This window comes from Streptomyces sp. NPDC057963 (assembly GCF_042887155.1).
Taxonomy (GTDB): Bacteria; Actinomycetota; Actinomycetes; order Streptomycetales; family Streptomycetaceae; genus Streptomyces.
This window is the reverse complement of the sequence record NZ_JBHVPX010000008.1, coordinates 65,590-85,388: the sequence shown is the minus strand read 5'-3', so window position 1 is coordinate 85,388 and position 19,799 is coordinate 65,590. Positions and strand designations below refer to the sequence as shown.

Annotated in this window: 19 protein-coding genes; 13 read left to right on the top strand and 6 right to left on the bottom strand. The window is 71.7% G+C overall.

Annotated features, from left to right (window positions below; all coding sequences use genetic code 11):
• Positions 1-192: 192 nt before the first annotated feature.
• Positions 193-1,503, top strand: a complete 1,311-nt coding sequence (locus ACFVT1_RS20145) for an NAD(P)/FAD-dependent oxidoreductase (protein WP_389797154.1) — start codon at positions 193-195, stop codon at positions 1,501-1,503.
• A gap of 171 nt (positions 1,504-1,674) precedes the next feature.
• Here ACFVT1_RS20145 and ACFVT1_RS20140 read toward each other — a convergent pair whose 3' ends face one another.
• Positions 1,675-3,483 (bottom strand): regulator, encoded by a 1,809-nt coding sequence (locus tag ACFVT1_RS20140; protein WP_389797153.1) that lies wholly within the window; start codon positions 3,481-3,483, stop codon positions 1,675-1,677.
• Between the two features lie 264 nt (positions 3,484-3,747).
• Between ACFVT1_RS20140 and lipB the strand changes: the two genes are divergently transcribed.
• The 4 genes from lipB to ACFVT1_RS20120 all read left to right on the top strand — a co-directional run bounded on the left by lipB (position 3,748) and on the right by ACFVT1_RS20120 (position 6,916).
• Complete coding sequence (gene lipB / locus ACFVT1_RS20135) at positions 3,748-4,560, top strand: lipoyl(octanoyl) transferase LipB (protein ID WP_389797150.1); 813 nt, start codon at positions 3,748-3,750, stop codon at positions 4,558-4,560.
• A 132-nt stretch (positions 4,561-4,692) separates the two neighbouring features.
• Complete coding sequence (gene lipA, locus ACFVT1_RS20130) at positions 4,693-5,658, top strand: lipoyl synthase (protein WP_389797147.1); 966 nt, start codon at positions 4,693-4,695, stop codon at positions 5,656-5,658.
• A gap of 330 nt (positions 5,659-5,988) precedes the next feature.
• On the top strand, positions 5,989-6,189 hold the full coding sequence (locus ACFVT1_RS20125; protein WP_362204290.1) for a hypothetical protein: 201 nt from the start codon (positions 5,989-5,991) through the stop codon (positions 6,187-6,189).
• 19 nt (positions 6,190-6,208) lie between these two features.
• A complete protein-coding gene (locus tag ACFVT1_RS20120) occupies positions 6,209-6,916 on the top strand; it encodes a DUF4191 domain-containing protein (protein ID WP_362204287.1) in 708 nt (235 codons plus the stop codon).
• 170 nt (positions 6,917-7,086) lie between these two features.
• Here ACFVT1_RS20120 and ACFVT1_RS20115 read toward each other — a convergent pair whose 3' ends face one another.
• Positions 7,087-7,554, bottom strand: a complete 468-nt coding sequence (locus tag ACFVT1_RS20115) for an RDD family protein (RefSeq protein ID WP_362204284.1) — start codon at positions 7,552-7,554, stop codon at positions 7,087-7,089.
• A gap of 255 nt (positions 7,555-7,809) precedes the next feature.
• On the opposite strand from ACFVT1_RS20115, the gene glnA reads away from it, so the two are divergent.
• From glnA to ACFVT1_RS20100, 3 genes are all read left to right on the top strand, one after another.
• On the top strand, positions 7,810-9,219 hold the full coding sequence (gene glnA, locus ACFVT1_RS20110; RefSeq protein ID WP_389797144.1) for a type I glutamate--ammonia ligase: 1,410 nt from the start codon (positions 7,810-7,812) through the stop codon (positions 9,217-9,219).
• 312 nt (positions 9,220-9,531) lie between these two features.
• Positions 9,532-10,278 carry a hypothetical protein gene (locus ACFVT1_RS20105; RefSeq protein WP_389797142.1) on the top strand — a complete coding sequence of 249 codons (747 nt, stop codon included), beginning with the start codon at positions 9,532-9,534 and terminating at the stop codon, positions 10,276-10,278.
• Between the two features lie 228 nt (positions 10,279-10,506).
• On the top strand, positions 10,507-11,388 hold the full coding sequence (locus ACFVT1_RS20100; RefSeq protein ID WP_389797140.1) for a helix-turn-helix transcriptional regulator: 882 nt from the start codon (positions 10,507-10,509) through the stop codon (positions 11,386-11,388).
• Between the two features lie 116 nt (positions 11,389-11,504).
• On the opposite strand, the gene ACFVT1_RS20095 is transcribed toward ACFVT1_RS20100, so the two are convergent.
• Both ACFVT1_RS20095 and ACFVT1_RS20090 read right to left on the bottom strand, forming a co-directional pair.
• A complete protein-coding gene (locus ACFVT1_RS20095) occupies positions 11,505-11,987 on the bottom strand; it encodes a hypothetical protein (protein ID WP_389797138.1) in 483 nt (160 codons plus the stop codon).
• 356 nt (positions 11,988-12,343) lie between these two features.
• Complete coding sequence (locus ACFVT1_RS20090) at positions 12,344-12,613, bottom strand: hypothetical protein (protein WP_389797135.1); 270 nt, start codon at positions 12,611-12,613, stop codon at positions 12,344-12,346.
• Positions 12,614-12,733: 120 nt separating this feature from the next.
• Between ACFVT1_RS20090 and ACFVT1_RS20085 the strand changes: the two genes are divergently transcribed.
• Positions 12,734-13,093, top strand: a complete 360-nt coding sequence (locus ACFVT1_RS20085; protein WP_389797134.1) for an arsenate reductase family protein — start codon at positions 12,734-12,736, stop codon at positions 13,091-13,093.
• 19 nt (positions 13,094-13,112) lie between these two features.
• Here the strand turns inward: ACFVT1_RS20085 and ACFVT1_RS20080 are convergent, their stop codons facing one another.
• Positions 13,113-13,973: an alpha/beta fold hydrolase gene (locus ACFVT1_RS20080; protein WP_389797132.1), complete on the bottom strand. Its 861-nt coding sequence runs from the start codon at positions 13,971-13,973 to the stop codon at positions 13,113-13,115.
• 57 nt (positions 13,974-14,030) lie between these two features.
• Here ACFVT1_RS20080 and ACFVT1_RS20075 point away from each other — a divergent pair, with 57 nt between their 5' ends.
• On the top strand, positions 14,031-14,555 hold the full coding sequence (locus tag ACFVT1_RS20075; protein WP_389797130.1) for a MarR family winged helix-turn-helix transcriptional regulator: 525 nt from the start codon (positions 14,031-14,033) through the stop codon (positions 14,553-14,555).
• Positions 14,556-14,704: 149 nt separating this feature from the next.
• On the opposite strand, the gene ACFVT1_RS20070 is transcribed toward ACFVT1_RS20075, so the two are convergent.
• A complete protein-coding gene (locus tag ACFVT1_RS20070; RefSeq protein WP_389797127.1) occupies positions 14,705-15,616 on the bottom strand; it encodes a Gfo/Idh/MocA family protein in 912 nt (303 codons plus the stop codon).
• A 214-nt stretch (positions 15,617-15,830) separates the two neighbouring features.
• On the opposite strand from ACFVT1_RS20070, the gene ACFVT1_RS20065 reads away from it, so the two are divergent.
• The 3 genes from ACFVT1_RS20065 to glnII all read left to right on the top strand — a co-directional run bounded on the left by ACFVT1_RS20065 (position 15,831) and on the right by glnII (position 19,607).
• Positions 15,831-17,306 carry a hypothetical protein gene (locus ACFVT1_RS20065; protein WP_389797124.1) on the top strand — a complete coding sequence of 492 codons (1,476 nt, stop codon included), beginning with the start codon at positions 15,831-15,833 and terminating at the stop codon, positions 17,304-17,306.
• The gene (locus tag ACFVT1_RS20060) at positions 17,303-18,460 is read left to right on the top strand and encodes a hypothetical protein (protein ID WP_389797122.1); all 1,158 of its coding nucleotides are present in this window, start codon (positions 17,303-17,305) and stop codon (positions 18,458-18,460) included. Before ACFVT1_RS20065 ends, ACFVT1_RS20060 begins: the two co-directional genes overlap by 4 nt.
• Before the next feature lie 103 nt (positions 18,461-18,563).
• Positions 18,564-19,607, top strand: coding sequence for a glutamine synthetase (gene glnII / locus ACFVT1_RS20055; RefSeq protein ID WP_389797120.1), 1,044 nt, complete (start codon positions 18,564-18,566; stop codon positions 19,605-19,607).
• Positions 19,608-19,799 lie beyond the last annotated feature (192 nt).

Below are 19,799 nucleotides of genomic sequence, written 5' to 3'. Positions count from 1 at the left end.
CGTCCTGCCGGCTCCGGTCCACACGTCCGCCACAGATTCGGACGGGCGTGCGACCCCGTGCAACGGTGCCCCCGGCGCGCGCGACTTCGCCCGCACCGGGCGCCCTCCTAGCCTCCTTGCGAACTCGGGCATTCCGGGGGCCAGGCGGGGGCAAGAGCCTCCCAGCAGTTGCGCCGACTCGGGGAGGGGCACGTGCTCAGCTCGGCACACCACGCGGACGTCGTCATCATCGGGGCCGGGATCGCCGGCCTGTCAGCCGCCCACCGACTGACCAGCGCAGGGGTAAGCGTCAGCGTCCTGGAGGCCGGCCCCCGGATCGGCGGCCGGATGACGACCACCGAGACGGACGGCTTCCTGCTCGACCGCATCGGTCCACTGCTCAGCACCTCGTATCCGGAACTCCGCCTGATGCCCGCCCTCGAAGGGCTCGTACTGCGCACCTTCGCACCGGGGGTGCTCGTCCACAGCGAGGGCCGTCAGTACCGGACGGGCGATGTACGGGGCGCGCGGGGCGCATTCAAGGCAGCACGCGCCCTGGCAAGCGCCCCCCGGCCGCCGATGGGCGGGCCGATCGACCAGGCCCGGCTGGGCGCCGCCCTGGCCCGGCTGGCCGCCACCCCGGCCGCCCGCATCTTGGCCCGGCCCGAACAGACCGCGCTCGCCGCCCTGTCCCACCGCGGCCTGCCCTCCCGTACGGTCAACGGCTTCCTGCGTCCGCTGCTCTCCGCGCTGCTCAGCGACCCGGAGCTCACCACGTCCAGCCGGTGCGCCGATCTCGCGCTGCGCGGCTACGCGCGCGGCCGGATGTGCGTGCCCGCGGGCGGTTCGGGGAGGCTGCCCGAACTGCTCGCGGCGGCGCTGCCGCCCGGCACCGTACGGACGGGCGTGCATGTCACGGCCGCCGACATCACCTCGGTCCGCACCAAGGAGCACGGCGAACTGGGCTGCCGTTCCCTGCTGCTGGCGACCGGCGCGGGCGCCGCCGCCGAGCTGCTGCCCGGCCTGCGCATGCCGTCCTTCCACCCCGTGACGGTCCTGCACCACACCGCCCCCGCTCCCCCGCCGACCGGCGCCTCGCTGCTGCTGGACGCCGACCGCTCGGGCCCGGTCGCGCACACCGTCGTGATGAGCGCGGTCGACCCGTCGCGCGCCCCGCACGGCCGGAGCCTGATCAGCTCGACGGTACTCGGCACCCCGCCGCCCGACCTCGACCGCGCGGTCCGCACCCACCTCGCCGCCCTGTACGGGACCCCCACCGACGACTGGGAGCTGCTGGCCGCCCACCACGACCCGGAGGCGGTCCCGGCGATGCCCGCCCCGCACGATCTGCGCCGCCCCGTCCGGCTGCTCGCCGGTCTGTACGTGTGCGGCGACCACCGCGACACGAGCACGGTCCAGGGCGCCCTGTTCTCGGGCCGCCGCGCGGCCGAGGCGATCCTCACCGACCTGGGCGTACGACCGGGATACGGGAGCGGGACGGCGGCGCTCCCCGAAGCGGCGTAGTCCACCGCCCTCTGCGCCCGGAGGGGTCGGGCGCAGGGGGCGGGCCCGAAGGCGCGGACGCGTGGGTGCGGGCCCGGGGTGCGGGTGCGGGGGTGCGGGTGCGGGTGCGGGTGCGGGGGTGCGGGCCCGGGGTGCGGCGCGGGGGTGTGGGCCCGGGGTGCGGGCGGAGGCTCACCCCAGCGCGGCGACCCGTTCGCGGTACCCGCGCACCGCGGCCGCCTCCCGGTAGGGCTCCAGGCGGCGCTCGAAGTCCCGGACGTACTCCGTCGCGCGCACCGACCGCATCTCGGCCGCCTGCTGGGCCGCCTCGGCGCCGAGCAGGCACGCCTGGTCGAGCTCGCCGAGCCCGAGCCGCGCGCAGGCCAGCACCACCCGGCAGAACAGCCTGCTGCGGGCGTACGCCGGGGCGCGCAGCTGGAGGGAGCGCTCCGCGTGCTGCGCCGCGGCCTTGTACTGCTGCAGATCCCGGTGGCAGTGCCCGAACTCGTCGGCGAGCTGGGCCTCGTCGAAGTAGCGCGCCCAGTGCGGCACCTCGTCCCCGTGGCGGGCGATCTCCAGGGCGTGTTCCGCCCGTGCCAGGGAGGCGGTGCAGGGCCTGGCCTCGCCGAGCACCCCGTGACCGCGTGCCTCGGCGGCGTGCAGCAGGGCCTGGACGACGGGCGGCGCCGACGAACCGATGCCCTGCTGGGCGACGCGGGCCAGCTGCACCGCCTCCCTGCCGTGCCCGAGGTAGACCGCCTGCCGGCTCATGGTGATCAGGACGTAGCTGCCGTACGCGCGGTCCCCGGCGGCCTGGGCGAGCCGCAGCGCCTGGACGAAGTACCGCTGGGCGAGGCCGTGGGCCGCGATGTCGTACGAGGTCCAGCCCGCCAGCCGGGTCAGATCGGCGGCGGCGGAGAAGAGCCTGCGCCCGGTCGCCTCGCCGTACGTCCCGCGCAGCATCGGTTCCGTCTCGTGCTCCAGGTACCGGACGAGGGCCTGCCGGGCGTGGCCGCCGCCGTAGGCGTTGTCGAGGGTGCGGAAGAGTTCACCGACCGAGCGCAGGGCGGCGACATCCCCCGCGCCGACCCGCTGGCCGGAGCCGCGGTCGGACTGCCGCTGCCGGGGGACGCCGGGGGCGGCCGGCAGCCCTGCTCCCGGGACGCCGGGAGCGGTCGGGGAGGTGGGGGATCCGGGAGGCGCGGACGGTCCGGAGGGCCGGGCCGGTAGGGGCCCCCGGGCCCCGTTCCGGGTGCTCGCACCGGCCGTCCCCGTACCCCCGGGCCAGTGCGCGCCGTGCGGGCCGTGCAGCCCCGGCGCCCCGGTCCCCCGCGCTCCGCCGGGCACACCGGTCCGTGCCGGACCATCGGCCCCGGCGGCTTCCACCGTTCCCGTGCCCCGGAAGGCCCCTGCCGCCCCTGCGGCCTCACCGCTCCCGGCAGACCTGCCGAGCCCGCCGGCCGCACGCGCACCACCGGTCGCCCGGGGACCACCGGCCGCACGGCTCCCGGCGGCTCCGCCCGGCACCGGTGGGGCGGACTCGGGCCCCCGTCCCACCCACTCGTCGGCCCGGCCGATCAGCCAGTCCCGGCTGGGGACGACGAGCCCGGCCGGGGTGAAGGCGATCTTGCGCAGCTCCGCATGGCTGCCGGAGTCCTTCCGCCACAGCCCGCTGACGATGTCGACCGCCTCGGCCGGCGTGGCCGCGAACTCCAGGCCCGCGTAGACGGGGGCGCACGCGTCGAGGCCCAGATCCTGGGCGGACAGGCGGCGCCCGAGCCGCCGGGTGAAGACCTCGGCGATCAGCGCGGGGGTGGTCCCGCGCGGCTGCTGACCGCGCAGCCAGCGGGTCACGGACGTCTTGTCGTACCGCAGGTCGAGGCCGTGCTCCAGACCGAGTTGGTCCACTCTTCGGGCGAGGCCGGCGTTGGAGAAACCGGCCTCGGAGATGAGCGAGGCGAGTCGGCGGTTGGGGGTGCGCTGCGGAGGTCGTTCCGACATCAGCTGTACGGTCTCCTGCCTTCGGGGCCGGGCGGGCAGCCCTAATGGAACGGCGCGAATTTAGCGGCCTCTGTCGCGACCGCAGCCGCCTTCGCTTCACTTTCATCCGATCGTGTGAGGATTGGGGGTGGCGCTGACGGGAATGACCTGCCGGGCCGCCGCCCCGGGGCCGGTCGTACAGTGGCTCGGGGCGTGATTCAGTGCATGGTGGCGCGGCTCCGGGCACCCCCGGCTCCCGGCACCGCGAGTAGGGAGGCATCTGTCGTGACCGAGCTCCGGTTCGTCCGGCTGGGATTCGGCGAGGAAGCCGTCGACTACCAGGAGGCCTGGCAGAGGCAGCGCGAGGTGCACGCGGCCAGATTCGAGGACGCCGTCCCGGACACCTGCCTGCTGCTGGAACACCCGCCCGTCTATACGGCGGGGCGGCGCACGACCGACAGTGAGCGCCCGCTCGACGGCACCCCGGTCATCGACGTGGACCGCGGTGGCAAGATCACCTGGCACGGCCCCGGGCAGCTGGTCGGCTATCCGATCCAGAAGCTGCCCAGGCCGGTGGATGTCGTCGCGCACGTCCGCCGGCTGGAGGACGCGCTGATCCGCACCGCCGCGGAATTCGGCCTGGAGACCTCCCGGGTCGAGGGCCGCAGCGGGGTCTGGGTGCTCGGCGACCCGGTCGAGGACCGCCCGTCGCTCGGCGGCCTCTCCCTCGACTTCGACCCGCGGCTGCAGGACGAGGAGTTCGACCCCCGGCTGAACGGCCCCGAGTACGCGCCGTCCAACGCCGGCCAGCGCCGCGAGGACCGCAAGCTGGCCGCGATCGGCATCCGGGTGGCCAAGGGCGTGACCATGCACGGTTTCGCGCTCAACGTGAACCCGGACAACACCTGGTTCGACCGCATCGTGCCGTGCGGCATCCGGGACGCGGGGGTCACGTCGCTCGCGTACGAGCTGGGCCGTGACATCACCATCGCCGATGTGCTCCCGGTGGCCGAGAAGCACCTCAAGGACGTCCTGGAGAACGCGGAGCTCGCCCCGCGCGCCGTCGAGCGCCCGGCGGACGCCGCGGCCACGGCATGACGGCCCGGACGCCCGGCGGGGAATAGGCCCTGCCGGCCACAGGTTGGCCACACGTAAAGCCGTTTGAACTACGGGCGTACCCTGGTGTTCGCCGAAGAATCCAATGCAGTGAAAGCAAAGGGGAGTGCCGGAGTGTCCGCTGTCGCACCCGACGGGCGCAAGATGCTGCGCCTTGAGGTCCGGAACAGCCAGACCCCCATCGAGCGCAAGCCCGAGTGGATCAAGACCCGGGCGAAGATGGGCCCCGAGTACAACCAGCTGCAGAAGCTCGTGAAGAGCGAGGGCCTGCACACGGTGTGCCAGGAGGCCGGCTGCCCCAACATCTTCGAGTGCTGGGAGGACCGCGAGGCCACGTTCCTCATCGGCGGCGACCAGTGCACCCGGCGCTGCGACTTCTGCCAGATCGACACGGGCAAGCCGCAGGCGATGGACCGGGACGAGCCCCGCAGGGTCGGCGAGTCCGTCGTCACGATGGACCTGAACTACGCCACCATCACCGGCGTCGCACGCGACGACCTGGAGGACGGCGGTGCCTGGCTGTACGCGGAGACCGTGCGCCAGATCCACGCCCTGACCGCGGAGCGGGAGGCCGGCCGGACCAAGGTCGAGCTGCTGATCCCCGACTTCAACGCGGTGCCCGAGCAGCTCGCCGAGGTCTTCTCCTCGCGCCCCGAGGTGCTCGCGCACAACGTCGAGACGGTGCCGCGGATCTTCAAGCGGATCCGCCCCGGCTTCCGTTACGAGCGTTCCCTGGAAGTCATCACGCGGGCCCGTGAGGCCGGTCTGGTGACCAAGTCCAACCTGATCCTCGGTATGGGCGAGACCCGCGAGGAAGTCAGCGAGGCGCTCCAGGACCTGTACGACGCGGGTTGCGAGCTCATCACGATCACGCAGTACCTGCGGCCGTCCGTGCGGCACCACCCGGTCGAGCGCTGGGTGAAGCCGCAGGAGTTCGTGGAGCTGAAGGAGGAGGCCGACGAGATCGGCTACTCCGGCGTGATGTCCGGACCGCTGGTCCGTTCGTCGTACCGCGCGGGCCGTCTCTTCCAGCAGGCGATCGAGCGGCGCAGCGCCGTCGCGGCGACGCCCGCCGTGTGAATCCGAGCACAAGAAGCTACCGATCGGTAATAGCCGATTCGACGCGGCCCGTACGCTCCCCGCAGGTCGGGGGCGCGTATGGGCCGCGTCGGCGTGCGCTCCGCCCGGATCAAGGGTTCATTGGTGTTTGACCGACCCGTCATGCGCTGGTAACACCGAGCAGTGACGCTGGGTACTCACGGCGCAGCGGCTTTCCGGGCCGCTGCCGGCGCCGCTTCCCGCACCCGGCGCACGCCGCCCACTTCGCGCAACGCAGTCCCGGGCAGACCGGCCCGGGCAGCTGAGTCCACGCCACTCAGTCCGCACATCCGCTCCGAGGAGATTTCCACGATGCAGGCCGTGCCGGTACGCGCCACCGCCCTCCCCTCCGTCACCCATGCTCTCCGTGCCGTCGAGTCGCTGTTGCTGAGCGGCGGCCAGCGGACCGCCCGCCGCAACGCCTGGACGGCCGTCCTCGAAGACCGGCGCCGGGCCAAGGACCGGGTCGAGGCCGAGTACGTACTGGAGGCCGCGGCCGACCACCGTTCTTGAGCCACGTAAACTTCAGTGCATGGCGAGGAAGGCAAACACTGAAGGCGCGGACAGCGCCGAGAACGCGGGGCGGCTCAAGCAGATCGCCCTGACCTACAAGATGACCAGGCGGACCGACCCCAAGATCGGTCTTGTCGTCGCGGGTGTGGGAATCGTCACCTTCGGTGTCCTCCTCGCGGTCGGTTTTCTGATCGACCACCCGATCTATCTGGGCATCCTGGGCTTCGTGCTGGCCCTCCTCGCGATGGCGATCGTCTTCGGACGGCGTGCCGAGCGCGCGGCCTTCGGGCAGATGGAGGGGCAGCCCGGCGCCGCGGCGGCGGTGCTGGACCGGGTGGGCCGCGGCTGGACCACGACGCCCGCGGTCGCGATGAACCGCAGCCAGGACGTCGTCCACCGCGCCGTGGGCAAGGCGGGCATCGTGCTGGTCGGCGAGGGCAATCCGAACCGGGTGAAGCTGCTGCTCGCAGCCGAGAAGAAGAAGATGGCGCGCATCCTGGTCGACGTACCGGTGCACGACATCATCGTCGGCAACGACGAGGGCCAGGTGCCGCTCAAGAAGGTGCGCACCAAGATGCTGAAGCTGCCGCGCGTCCTGACCGGCCCGCAGGTGACGGCCGCCAATGACCGGCTGCGCGCGATGGGCGACCTGATGAGCAACATGCCGCTGCCGAAGGGCCCGATGCCCAAGGGCATGCGGATGCCGCGCGGCGGAAAGATGCGCTGACGCCTCCGCCGTACGCGGCAGTCGGCCACCGCACCACGTACGAGAGAGGGCGGGTTGCGAACCGGTTCGGTTCGCGACCCGCCCTCTCTCGTCTTTTCCGTCTCGTCTTTTCGGCCTCGCCCGGCCGCGGGCCCTCGCCCGGATACGGCCCCGCTGGGATACGGCCTCGCTCAGATGCGGACCTGAACCGCGCGGGCCAGCCGGTCGTGCAGACCGCGGCCGTCGCGGTCCCAGACCAGGGCCGGGATCGCCAGGCACAGCAGCACGCTCCGGACGACCGCCCGCCCGAACGTGAGCCGGCCGCCGTTCTCGGCGACGACCCTGATGCCCGCGACGCGCTTGCCGGGCGTGCAGCCGATGGTTCCGACCGTGAGCACGCTCAGTACGAGGAAGACGCCGAGCGCCCAGTTTCCCGCCGCCTGCTGGTCACCCCGAGCGAACAGCCCGTATGCGATCAGCATGCACAGGGCCCAGTCGATGAAGAGCGCGCCGAGACGCCGGCCGAACGGTGCCACGGACCCCGGCCCGTGCTCGGGCAGACCGAGCCGCTTGCCCCGGTGGCCGAAGTCGGCCCCCATCTCCTCGGCGGTCGCGCGCGGCCCGGAGAGCCACGATCCGATTGCTTGCCTAGTGTCCACCCGAACACGGTACTGCGCCCTGTTTCGCTCCCCGCCGGGCGGGGTGACCGCCGTGGGCTGCCTGGCGGGCCGGACAAGGGTCCGTTACCGGCCTCAAGGTGCCGCTCGCGCTCGGCTCGGTTAACTTCTGCGAAACAAATGGGTCATGCTGGAGAAATCCGGTCTGCCTATGGTCGGGTCCAGCGTGTGCCACCGCACCGGCCGCACCACGAGCTGCAACCCCGTCCCTCCCGGGCCGGGAGTAGGAGGAGTTGGATGTTCCAGAACGCCGACGACGCGAAGAAGTTCATCGCCGACGAAGACGTCAAGTTCATCGATGTCCGGTTCTGCGACCTGCCCGGTGTGATGCAGCACGTCACCGTACCGGCGGCGACCTTCGACCCGACCGAGGAGCTTGCCTTCGACGGTTCGTCGATCCGCGGTTTCCAGGCCATCCACGAGTCCGACATGGCGCTGCGCGCCGACCTGTCGACCGCGCGTGTCGACCCGTTCCGCCGCGACAAGACCGTCAACATCAACTTCTTCATCCACGACCCGATCACCGGCGAGCAGTACAGCCGCGACCCGCGGAACGTGGCCAAGAAGGCCGAGGCCTACCTCGCCTCCACCGGCATCGCCGACACCGCGTACTTCGGTCCCGAGGCCGAGTTCTACGTCTTCGACAGCGTCCGCTTCCAGACGTCGGCGAACGAGAGCTTCTACCACATCGACTCCGAGGCAGGCGCCTGGAACACCGGCGCGGTCGAGGACAACCGCGGGTACAAGGTCCGCTACAAGGGCGGCTACTTCCCGGTACCGCCGGTCGACCACTTCGCCGACCTGCGCGCCGAGATGTCCCTGGAGCTGGAGAAGAGCGGTCTCCAGATCGAGCGCCAGCACCACGAGGTCGGCACCGCCGGCCAGGCCGAGATCAACTACAAGTTCAACACGCTGCTCGCCGCGGCCGACGACCTGATGCTCTTCAAGTACATCGTGAAGAACGTCGCCTGGCGCAACGGCAAGACCGCGACGTTCATGCCGAAGCCGATCTTCGGCGACAACGGCTCGGGCATGCACGTCCACCAGTCCCTGTGGGCCGGCGGCGACCCGCTCTTCTACGACGAGCAGGGCTACGCGGGCCTCTCGGACATGGCCCGCTACTACATCGGCGGCATCCTCAAGCACGCCCCGTCGCTGCTGGCCTTCACCAACCCGACGGTGAACTCCTACCACCGCCTGGTTCCCGGCTTCGAGGCCCCGGTCAACATGGTGTACTCGCAGCGCAACCGCTCCGCCGCGATGCGTATCCCGATCACGGGCTCCAACCCGAAGGCCAAGCGCGTCGAGTTCCGTGCCCCGGACCCGTCGTCCAACCCGTACCTCGCCTTCTCCGCCCTGCTGATGGCGGGCCTCGACGGCATCAAGAACAAGATCGAGCCCGCCGAGCCGATCGACAAGGACCTGTACGAGCTGGCTCCCGAGGAGCACGCGACCGTCCAGCAGGTCCCGACCTCCCTCCCGGCCGTCCTGGAGGCCCTGGAGGCGGACAACGAGTACCTGCAGGCCGGCGGCGTCTTCACGTCCGACCTGATCGAGACGTGGATCGACTACAAGCGGACCAACGAGATCGCCCCGATCCAGCTGCGCCCGCACCCGCACGAGTTCGAGCTGTACTTCGACCTCTAAAGCGCGGGATCGGTCCCACCGGGACTTGATCGACCGTCAGGCGTGGCAGTGAGGGCCGCCTCTTCCTTCCGGAAGGGGCGGCCCTCACTCGTTCCGACGTCAGGCACACAGGGGGAAGGCCGCCATCCGCACACGGGTGGCGGCCTTCCCCCTGTGCCTCCCGTCGCCGAATCGCGCATGCGTATCCCCCGATTTCGCAACCGCGCAGAATTAAACCTGACACTGCCACTCCTAGGATGAATGGTCTCTTGTTGCCCCTCGGACCCCATGCAACGCTTTTCCTTGCACGGACCCACGACAAAGGGGAATCTCATGCACGGAAAGAAGCGAATTCTCGCCCTGCTCGGCGTCCCGCTGGGTGCGTCGCTGGCGCTGGCACCCGGAATCTCCGCCACAGCGCACGCCGCAACTCCTGGCAAGAGCGCGACATCGGGGGCCGCTTCACAGCCGTCGGCCATTCCGGCAGCCTCCTGCTCGATTTCCGGAGTCGAAGACCCGAATGAGAGCGCGAAGATATCGGGTGCCGGTTTCACTCCTGGGCAATTGGTCTCCTTCATCAGTGGGAAGCGCACGATCACCACTGCAACGGCTGACGGCGGTGGAGTGGTCAACGCGGTGGCGGTAATCAAGGCCGACGACGCCGTCACAGCCCAAGAGGGAGCGAACCAGCAAGGGTGCCTGAACCTTGTCAAGCCGAGTGCGACATCGCAGACACAGGTTCCCGGCACAACGGTCCCCGGCACCGCCGACGAGAGGGAACAGGCGCTCACCGCCGGGGCGAACGACGGCGCCGCCTCGTGCAGGCAGAAGTCCGACCTGTTCAACGAGAACACCGGAAAGAGCCAGAGTTTCATCGCGGATTACACTCTCGGCTTCAACAACAAGGTGGCATCCATCGGCGGTTGCTCCGCGATGCTGGCGCAGCTGAGGTCGGGGGTCCCGGTGGAACAGAACCAGAACCAGAAGAAGGAAAACCAGCAGGAGAACCAGAACCGGGAGCATAACCGGAACCAGAACCAGAACCAGGGTGAGCGCGTAGGCGGGCAGGGAAACCGCTGACCTCAACCTCACACGAAGGGCCCGGCAGCTCGCTGCCGGGCCCTTTGCGGTGCGGTCACCGACGGCGCAGAGCGGCGGTACGCCTCTGAAGGCTTCCGGCCGCGCCCTCGCACGCGGCAGAGCGCGATTCCGGAAACCGACTATCCTGAGAGCAGAGGTACCAGGTAATGCCATCCGCAGCAGTCCGCCCAGCAGAGGGGACAACGGATGAATTGCAACCAACGGCGAGTGGAGCTCGCGAACTTCCTCAAAACACGACGACTGGCCCTTCAACCGGAAGAGGTCGGTCTTCCTTCGCGAGCGTCGCGGCGGACCCCTGGTCTGCGACGGGAGGACGTCGCCGACCTGGCAGGGATCAGCGCCTGCTGGTATTCCCGCCTCGAACAGGCCCGGAACATCCGCGTCTCCGACCAGGTCCTCAATTCGCTGGCCGAAGCCCTGCGTCTCAACACCGAAGAGCGCGGCTACCTTCTGGCCCTGGCGAACCAGGACGCCCGTTCCAGCGCGAGCGTTGCCGACGACGGCGTGTCCCCGGCCCTCCAGCGCATCCTGGACAGCCAGCACCCCCATCCGGCATTCGCTCTCGGTCCGCGTTTCAATATTCTCGCCTGGAACCAGGCCAGAACCGACGTCTACGGCGACCTCACCGATATTCCCCCTGAGCACCGTCACATGTTGTGGCTGTTCTTCGGCGGATATCTTCGTGAATTGGTTCAGAACTGGGAGCCGAGCGCACGATCAGCACTGGCCGGATTCCGCGCGGCCACCGGTCTGTACGTCCACGAACCGTGGTTCACCGCATTGGTTCGCGAACTGGGCAGAAGCAGCCCGGAATTCCGCACGTGGTGGCAGCAGCACGAAGTCGAAAGGCGTCACGTCACCGCTCGGGAAGTGGAGCATCCCTCGGTCGGCCGCATGGTCCTGGAGGAGATCGCACTCGTGGTCGACGACTGCTCGGACCAGCGGATCATCCTTGAGATCCCGCAACCCGGCACCGGCACCGAGAACAAGCTGACGGCGCTTTCCTGCCGGCCTCGCCGGGTGCAGGCTCCGCCGTGGCACGTGCTTCGCAGGCCGACCGCGCGGGAGCAGCGGAACACCACCTTCTGACGGCGCCCCGGCGCCCGGCCCCGGCGCCCGCGGCCTTCGGGGCAGTGATCCATCGCCCCGAAGACCGCGGGCAACCACGGGCAACCACCCTTGGGACTATGGGCGTTGCGGCGCGATCAGTGCCGCAGCGCCCTTCCCACCTCGGCCTCGACATCGCCCGACAGCTTGCGGTTGCTGCGGGCCGTGGCCTCCTTGGACGCCTTCGGGCCGACGTCGTCGACCGTCACCACCACCGCGTCGAGCAGATTGCCCTTCGGGTCACGGAAGTTGATCTGCACGGCGTAGGACTTCGCCGAGTCCGCGCCGTTGGTCACGGTGACCTTCGCGTCGGCATGGCCGTCGGGGCCGGTGCCCGGTGTGCCCACCGTGACATCGCCCTTGGCGTTCACGCCGTTCTTGAAGCCCTTCAGCTTCTCGCCCGCGGCCGCTGTCGCCGAGGCCACCACGTCCGAGCCCCTGGAGGCCGCCGACGCCGCGGCGGACGCGGCCTTGGACGCCGCGCTGGAGGCGCTGCCGCCGTCGGAGCAGCCCGCGGCCGTCGCCACCACGGCCGTCGTCAGCAGCACGGCCCACAGACCGCACGCGGCTTTCCTCGTCATCGCGCCTCCCAGCACTCGGCCGTCGTTCCTCGCCCCAGTCAAGACGGCGGCGGGTGTGGCCGCATGCCGTCTACGCCGGACGGGTGAGCGTTCCGTCCGTGTACGCCGGACGGGCGAGGGTTCCGGTCGTGCGGAAAGACCGGACGGCCGGGAGCGGCCGCCCCGCGAAGTCGCGGCGTGACGTTGAACGGCTGGACAGCTGGACAGCTGGACAGTGCGAACGGGCCTCGGCGTCCGGCGCCTTCGCCACGGCCGCCTGCGGTGGGTTCTGAAGCCGGGCGCGGCCGGGACCAGTTGCGCGCCCGTGGCGCGTGGCCCGCGCCCCGGCAGGGCACGGGCCACGGGCCGGTCGGCCGTCAGCGGCCGTAGCGGATCAGGGCGCGGACCATGCGGCAGGTCGTGTCGGACGGCGGGTGGATGCCGATGCGCTCGGCAGTCGCGCGTATCCTGCCGTCGGTCGCGGTCGACGGGTAGTGGACGCCCGTGTCGAGCAGGGCGATCGCCAGGCGCATGGCCTTCAGGCGGCGGTTGTGGGAGACGTACCACTCGCGGGGACGGCCCGCGGGGAGCGGCTTCTTCTGCAGGGGCTTGTGGAGCGGCTTGGTCGTGACTGCGGCAACGGCCATGGGCAACCTCCTGGCACGGTCGTGGAACCCTCACCAACTCCCTCTATTTTACGGCCCACCACTGACAATCGTCGCTGGCCAGACAGGTTTTCGCGGCGTCCCTCCCGTACCGTTGACCCCATGGAGATCTGGATCAATCCCGCCTGTTCCAAGTGCCGCAGCGCGCTGACGCTGCTCGATGCGGAGGGTGCCGAGTACACCGTCCGCCGCTATCTGGAGGATGTGCCGTCACCGGACGAGATCCGGGTCGTGCTCGACCGTCTCGGGCTGGAGCCGTGGGACATCGCACGGACGCAGGAAGCGGACGCGAAGGAGCTCGGGCTCAAGGACTGGCCGCGCGAGGCCGGCTCGCGGGAGCGGTGGATCTCGGCGCTCGCCGGGCATCCGAAGCTGATCCAGCGGCCGATCATCACGGCGGACGACGGGACCGCCGTCGTGGCGCGTACGGACGAGGCGGTGCGGGACGCCATGGGGCGCTGAGCGTCCCGCGCGGCGAGCGCTACCGGGCGTCCGTCAGGAAGTCCTCGATCCTGCGGTTCAGTTCGGTGGCCGCCGGCTCGTGCAGCGGCAGGGTGTGGTGCGTCGCGCCGGGGATCGTCGCCGTTCGCGCGTGCGGAAGCAGCCGGGCCGCGGCGGCGGCGACACGGGCCGGGTGGTGGGCGCGGCTGTTCTCCGCCGTCAGGATCAGGGTCGGCACGTCCAGCCCGCTCAGGGCCTCGGGCGCGGGGCGGGGTCCGGTGACCGGGCGGGCGGACGGGAAGCCGGCCGCCGCGCAGCGCAGTCGCAGCCACGTCGGATCGAGCGCGGCGCCGCCCGTCTCCCACTCCAGGAAGGTCCGCGTCCGCCCGGCACCGGGGCGGACCAGCATCGGCAGGGCACGCAGCAGATAGCCGGGCCGGAAGCCGGCGAAGCACTGGGTCGGGTCGAGCAGGATCAGCTTCCGCACGCGGTGGGGCCGCGCGTGCAGGGCGTGGTGGAGGGCGATCCAGGCCCCGTACGAATGCCCGCACACGACGACGCCGTCGACACCCAGGCCGTCCAGCACCGCGTCGAGCCATGCCGTCAGATCCGCCACCGTACGGACCGGGCGCTCCCCCGCGACGCTGCGGCCCGCGTCGCCGACGAGGTCGACGGCGTGGACGCGGCGGGTGCGTCCCAGGTGGGCGGCCTGGGCGTACCAGACGGTGGACGTGGAACCCCCGCCGGCCAGCAGCACCAGGGGCGGGGTGTCCTCGGGGCCGCAGGTGTTGACGCGGGTGGTGCCGTACGGGGTGGGGATCTCGGCATGCGTTGTTCCGGCAGGCCACTTGGCCGCCAGGACCTCGTCGTACGCCGCGAGGAACGACGTGGTGGTGGACATGGGGCGCCTCCCTGGTCGGGCAGTCCCGGGATATTATCTCGCTCAACGAGACAATTGATGAGCGCGAGCGGAGAAGGAGGCGCCTCGGTGACCGGCCAAGGCCCCGGGAGAGAGATCGAGATCGTTCATCTGCTGCGTAAGGTGACCGTCGAATTCGGGCTCCGCCAGGCCGAGTTCGCGAGCCGACACGGCATGCATCCCACCGATGTCCGCGCCCTGGTCTGCCTGCTCGACGCCGAGCGGGCGGGCACGGCCGCCACCGCGGGGTGGCTCGGTGCGCAACTCGGGCTCAACTCCGCGGGCACCACGTCGCTCATCGACCGTCTGGAGCGCCTGGGCCACCTCGACCGCACGCGTGACGCGCGTGACCGGCGGCGGGTGCTGCTGAGCGTCACGCCACGCGCGGTGGAGCTGGGCCAGTCCTTCTTCCGGCCCCTGATCGAAAACACGGTCGCCGTGCTGCGCGACTTCGACGAGAGCGAGACGGCCGCGGTCCGGCGCTTCCTGGACACCGCTCACCGGGCCGTCACGGCACCTCCCCCGCCCGCGCCCGGCACGGATGCGGCTCCGCGGGCAGGGTGACGCCGCCGCGCCCGTGCCCCGCCCGCTCGGGGCACGGGCGGGGCGGCCGGGACGAACGGTTGTGTCCCCCGCGCACAGGGACACCCGCGCCCGGCCCCGCCCCGCCCCGTTCCTTCGCGCTCCCCGTCCCCTCGCTCCCGCTTGCTCCCCTACTCCCCCGCCTGCTTCTCCGCCTCGGCCAGCAGTTCCGTCAGGCGCAGTCCGAACCGGACGTCGCAGGGGTGCGGCACCCCCGTGCGTACCGATTCGATCAGTGCGTCCACCGCCGCCCGGAAGGAACCGACCGGGTCGCTCCACCGCGGCAGTGCCGCCGTTCCCTGCTCGCCCTTGAGCTCGATCTCCGTGCCGGCCGCGCCCACCGGGGCACCCAGGGCGAGCGTCACGGTGCTGGACGCGCCGGAGGTGTGGCGGAGGATCAGGTGGGTGGTGTCGGACGGGCCGCGGGCCGCGGTCAGCCGTGTGACGTCGCCCAGGACCGGGATCAGGACCGACAGGACGTGCGGGCCGACGTCCCACAGGCCGCCCTTCTCCCGGCGCCAGGGCGAGGCCGCGTACTCGCTGGTCGCGCCGGGGGCGAACAGTGCCCCGATCCACTCGGCGCGGGCGGTGAACCAGCCGTCCAGGGCGGCCTGCTCGATGATCCAGGCGGATGTCTCGGCCGCGAAGCGCAGAGTGCAGAAGACGACGGACGCGACCCCGGTCTCCTCGGCGGCGCGCGCTACCTCACGGGCCGCCGCCGTCGTGGTCGCGACCGGCTTGTCCAGCAGCAGATGGCGGCCGGTGGCGGCGGCGCGGGCGGCGAGCGGGGCCTGGACGTCCGGCGGCACGGCGAACGCGATGGCGTCGCTGGCCGCGAAGAGCTCGTCGATGCCCGTCTCGCCGGTGTACGCCGTGGTGCCGTGCGCGGCGGCCAGCGCGTCCGCGGCCTCGGGGCGGCGGCCCCACACGCCGCTCAGTACGGCGCCCGGGTGCGCGGCGAGGGCGGGGGCCTGCGTGTTCCGGGCCCAGGGGCCCGCACCGACGAGGCCGATACGCAAAGGGGTCGGGGGAAGTGTCGTCATGGCCCAAGTCTGCCGGGTTCACCGGGCCGATCCCGTATTGAGTTGGCGCAGCGTGAACTTCATGGCTACGTTTGCGGTGCCGGCCGCGGGACTCCGGCCGCGACTTCCGGGACTTGCCTCTGAAGCAGTGATTTCGCTGTTCGCGCCCCCATTCCCCGGCCGGCGCTCCGCCCCGCCCCTGCGTACGGCGGCGCGTGACACCACGGGGGAAACCATGACGACCAGCACCGGCAGTGGCACCGGCCTCGTGGCGGCCGAGGACGTGCTCCTCTTCGTCAACGCGGCGATCACCGCGACCGGACAGCGCGAATTCCGCACGACCGCGCATCAGCAGCAGCTCTCGCTGGACTTCCTCCACGCGTACGTACGGGTCAACTACCGCCGCGTGTACGCTGCCGCGCTCGCGCTCGACATCAACGACCACAACGCCGCGCGCATCGTCCAGGGGCTGCTGGAGACCGCCGCCGACGCGACCGCCGAGGAGAAGCGCACCGAGGGCCGGCTGATCGCCGCCCGGCTGGCGGAGCTGCCGCCGCAGCGCGTGTACCGGCTGTTCCGGTCGCTGCGCGGGGCCAAGGTGAACAACCGGCGCACCCGCGCGATCATGCGCGACTGGCTGGCCGCCCGGCCTGATCCGGCGCACGACGCGGTGAAGTACCGCTCCGGTCTCAAGACCGCCGCCCGCCATGCCCACTTCCGGTTCGGCGGTCCGGGTGAGCCGGACGAGACGGGAGACTTCCTGTTCCGGCCGGGGCGGCGGCCGCGCTACCGGCACCAGCTGCTCGACGCGTGGCGGCGCGCCCACTACGAGCAGGGCGCCGTCGACGAGCTGCCGTTCACCGTCGCGGAGGGCTTCGCCGCCCGGCACGGGATGAAGCGCGAGGTGTTCCTGGGGCGGATGGTGCCGAGGATGACCCGGCTGGAACGGCTGCGGACCCAGGGGCGGCGCGGCGCCGGGGACGGGGCGCCGCTGCCCGCGGACGTCGATCTGACCGTGATGCCGCTGACCCGGCTCGCCCTGTATGTCCTCTCGCTCGGCCTCGGGGTGCGGCGGCTCCACCGCACGGAGCTGACGCACGCGCTGCGGACCGCCGCCCGCCGTGCGGCGGGTCCGCACGCCGGGGGCTGGGGCCGGGTCGCCGCCGTGCTGGACGACAGCTACTCGTCGTCCGGGTCGGGTGAGAAGCGGCGCCGTCCGCTCGCCGTGGCGCTGGCCTGCCACTTCCTGCTGGAGGCGCTGGCCGCGCCCGGCGCGTACACCGCGCTGTGGACCTCGGGCGGCACCGACCCGCTGCTGGCCAGGCCCTGGGGCCCGACCCCGCTCGGCACCCGTGTGCTGGAGGCCCTGGAGCACGGCCCGGACCGGCTGGTCATCGTCTCGGACGGCTGGGACAACGCGCCGCCCGGACTCGCGGGCGAGGTGCTGCGGGTGTGGCGGACGCGGCTCGATCCGGACCGGCGCACGGTGGTGGTGCATGTGAACCCCGTATACGACGCGGACGGTTTCGATGTGCGGCGCCTGGCGCCGGGCGTGCCCACGGCCGGTATCCGGGACGCGGAGGATCTGCCCTCGCTGGTGGAGATCGCCCAGTTCGCCGAGGGGCGTACGGGAACGGCGGCCCTGTACGCCTATCTGGACCGCCGGGTCGCACGTTTCGTCAGTGAGCAGAGGCCGGGGGCCGCATCGTGAACAGGCTCGAACTGTCCGGGCTCGCCACGCTCCCCGCCCAGGTGTGGGGCGGCATCCGGCTGGTGCCGCTGGTGCGCGAGCAGCCGGTCGAGGGGCTCCGGCTGCACCAGGAGCTCTACACGGGGTACGGGTACGGCGTCGTGGACGCCGGTCCGCGCACGCACTACACCTCGTACATCCCGCACGGCTTCGTCGCCGACTGGTCCGGCGAGGGCGCGCAGTCCGCCGCGTACGGTACGCAGCTCGGCGCCGGACCGGGTGCCCCGTCCGATGGCCCGCCGCCCCGGACCGCCCGGCTCCAGCGCAACCGCCACCACCGGATGGCCAAGCGGCAGCCGGGCCACCGGCTGCGCTTCCTGCCGCTGCACCTCGCGCTGGAGGGCTATCTCGCCCTGCACTTCGGCGGCCCCTCCGTCGCCTGGGAGGAGTGGTCCCGGCAGGCGCTGCGCGACGGGCTCTCGCCGCGTGCCGAGGACGCCTACATGGGGTGGTCGGTGCGCGGGCTCGGGGACGCGCTGCGGGCCTTCGAGATCCATCCCGGCCAGTGCGGGGTGATGGTGTACGCGGCCGACGCGCTCGCCGCCGCCTTCGTGACGCCGCACCCGGACGACTACCGCCTGCTGCACCCTTCGCTGGTCCAGGATCTGTACGGGGAGCTGGTCCACCAGTACGCGCTGTACGGTGCGCCGGTGCCGGAGTTCGCGGCGCGGATCCCCGACGGTCCGCAGCTGCGGACGCTCGCCGGTCTGCGCGCGGCGGCGCGGGCGCAGGAGCGGGAGTGGGCCGAGGCGCACGACACCCTGTTCGCGCGGGAGCTGCTGGACACCTCGTACGCCTTCGACCGGGTGTACCGGATGGGTTCGTACACGCTGTGGCGGTTCCTGCCGCCGTTCCTCCGCAACGGGGAGGGCCAGCACATCGGGGAGACGATCACCGACCACAAGGGGCAGGTCGCGTATCTGAAGACGTTCCGGCTGTCCGAGGCCCAGATCAGGCGGGGCCATCTGCTGCACCGGCTCTCGGCCGCGGACTGGCGGCTCGCGCGGGCGGCCGAGTCGCTGGGCACCAGTGAGGAGGAACTGGTGCGCCGGATCCGCGCCGCCGGTTTCGAGACCCTGCTCAAGGACCGCACGCACCGCGGAAATCCTCGGTAACACGGGGTTCACACCTGGGCAACGGACGGGAAATCGCGTCTTGCGAGGCTGTGCTGCGTAGACCGGACCGCAGCACCCGCAGCACCCGCAGAGGATGGCTTCCGTGACGTTCAAGGCTGAGTACATCTGGATCGACGGCACCGAGCCGACCGCCAAGCTCCGTTCGAAGACGAAGATCATGGCCGGGAGCCCGTCGCGGGAAGCGGCGGAACTGCCGATCTGGGGCTTCGACGGTTCGAGCACCAACCAGGCCGAGGGCCGCGCCTCCGACCGGGTGCTGAAGCCGGTCTTCACGTGCCCGGACCCGATCCGCGGCGGCGACGACATCCTCGTCCTGTGCGAGGTCTTCGGCATCGACATGACGCCGCACGCGTCCAACACCCGTGCCGTGCTGCGTCCGGTGGCCGAACGGTTCGCCGGCCAGGAGCCGGTCTTCGGCATCGAGCAGGAGTACACCTTCTTCGACGGCCACCGCCCGCTCGGCTTCCCCGAGGGCGGCTTCCCGGCCGCGCAGGGCGGCTACTACTGCGGGGTCGGCGCCGACGAGATATTCGGCCGCGACATCGTCGAGAAGCACCTCGACAACTGCCTGGCGGCGGGTCTCGGCATCTCCGGCATCAACGCCGAGGTCATGCCCGGCCAGTGGGAGTTCCAGGTCGGCCCGCTGTCCCCGCTGGAGGTCTCCGACCAGCTGTGGATCGCCCGCTGGCTGCTGTACCGCACCGCCGAGGACTTCAACGTCTCCGCGACCCTCGACCCGAAGCCGGTCAAGGGCGACTGGAACGGCGCCGGCGCGCACACCAACTTCTCCACCGAGGCGATGCGCGAAGGACCCGAGGGCTACGCCGCGATCATCACCGCGTGCGAGTCGCTCGGCGAGGGCTCGAAGCCGATGGACCACGTCAAGAACTACGGAGCGGGCATCGACGACCGTCTGACCGGCCTGCACGAGACCGCCCCGTGGAACGAGTACAGCTACGGCGTCTCCGACCGCGGCGCCTCGGTCCGTATCCCGTGGCAGGTCGAGCAGGACCGGAAGGGCTACATCGAGGACCGCCGCCCGAACGCCAACGTCGACCCGTACGTCGTCACGCGGCTGATCGTCGACACCTGCTGCACCGCGCTGGAGAAGGCCGACCAGGTCTGACCCCGGCCGCCGCCGGTCCGAGGGGCGCTCCACCCGTCCGGGTGGGGCGCCCCTCGTCGTGGTGTCCCAGGCGTGCCGGGCGGGACGGGCCGGGACGGGACGCCGCCGGTCCGCCCGGCCCGCCCGTCCGGGAGGCGGCGGCGGTCCGCCGGTTCGGAGGTACAGGGTGAGGAAGGTAACGCAAAGGGTCCG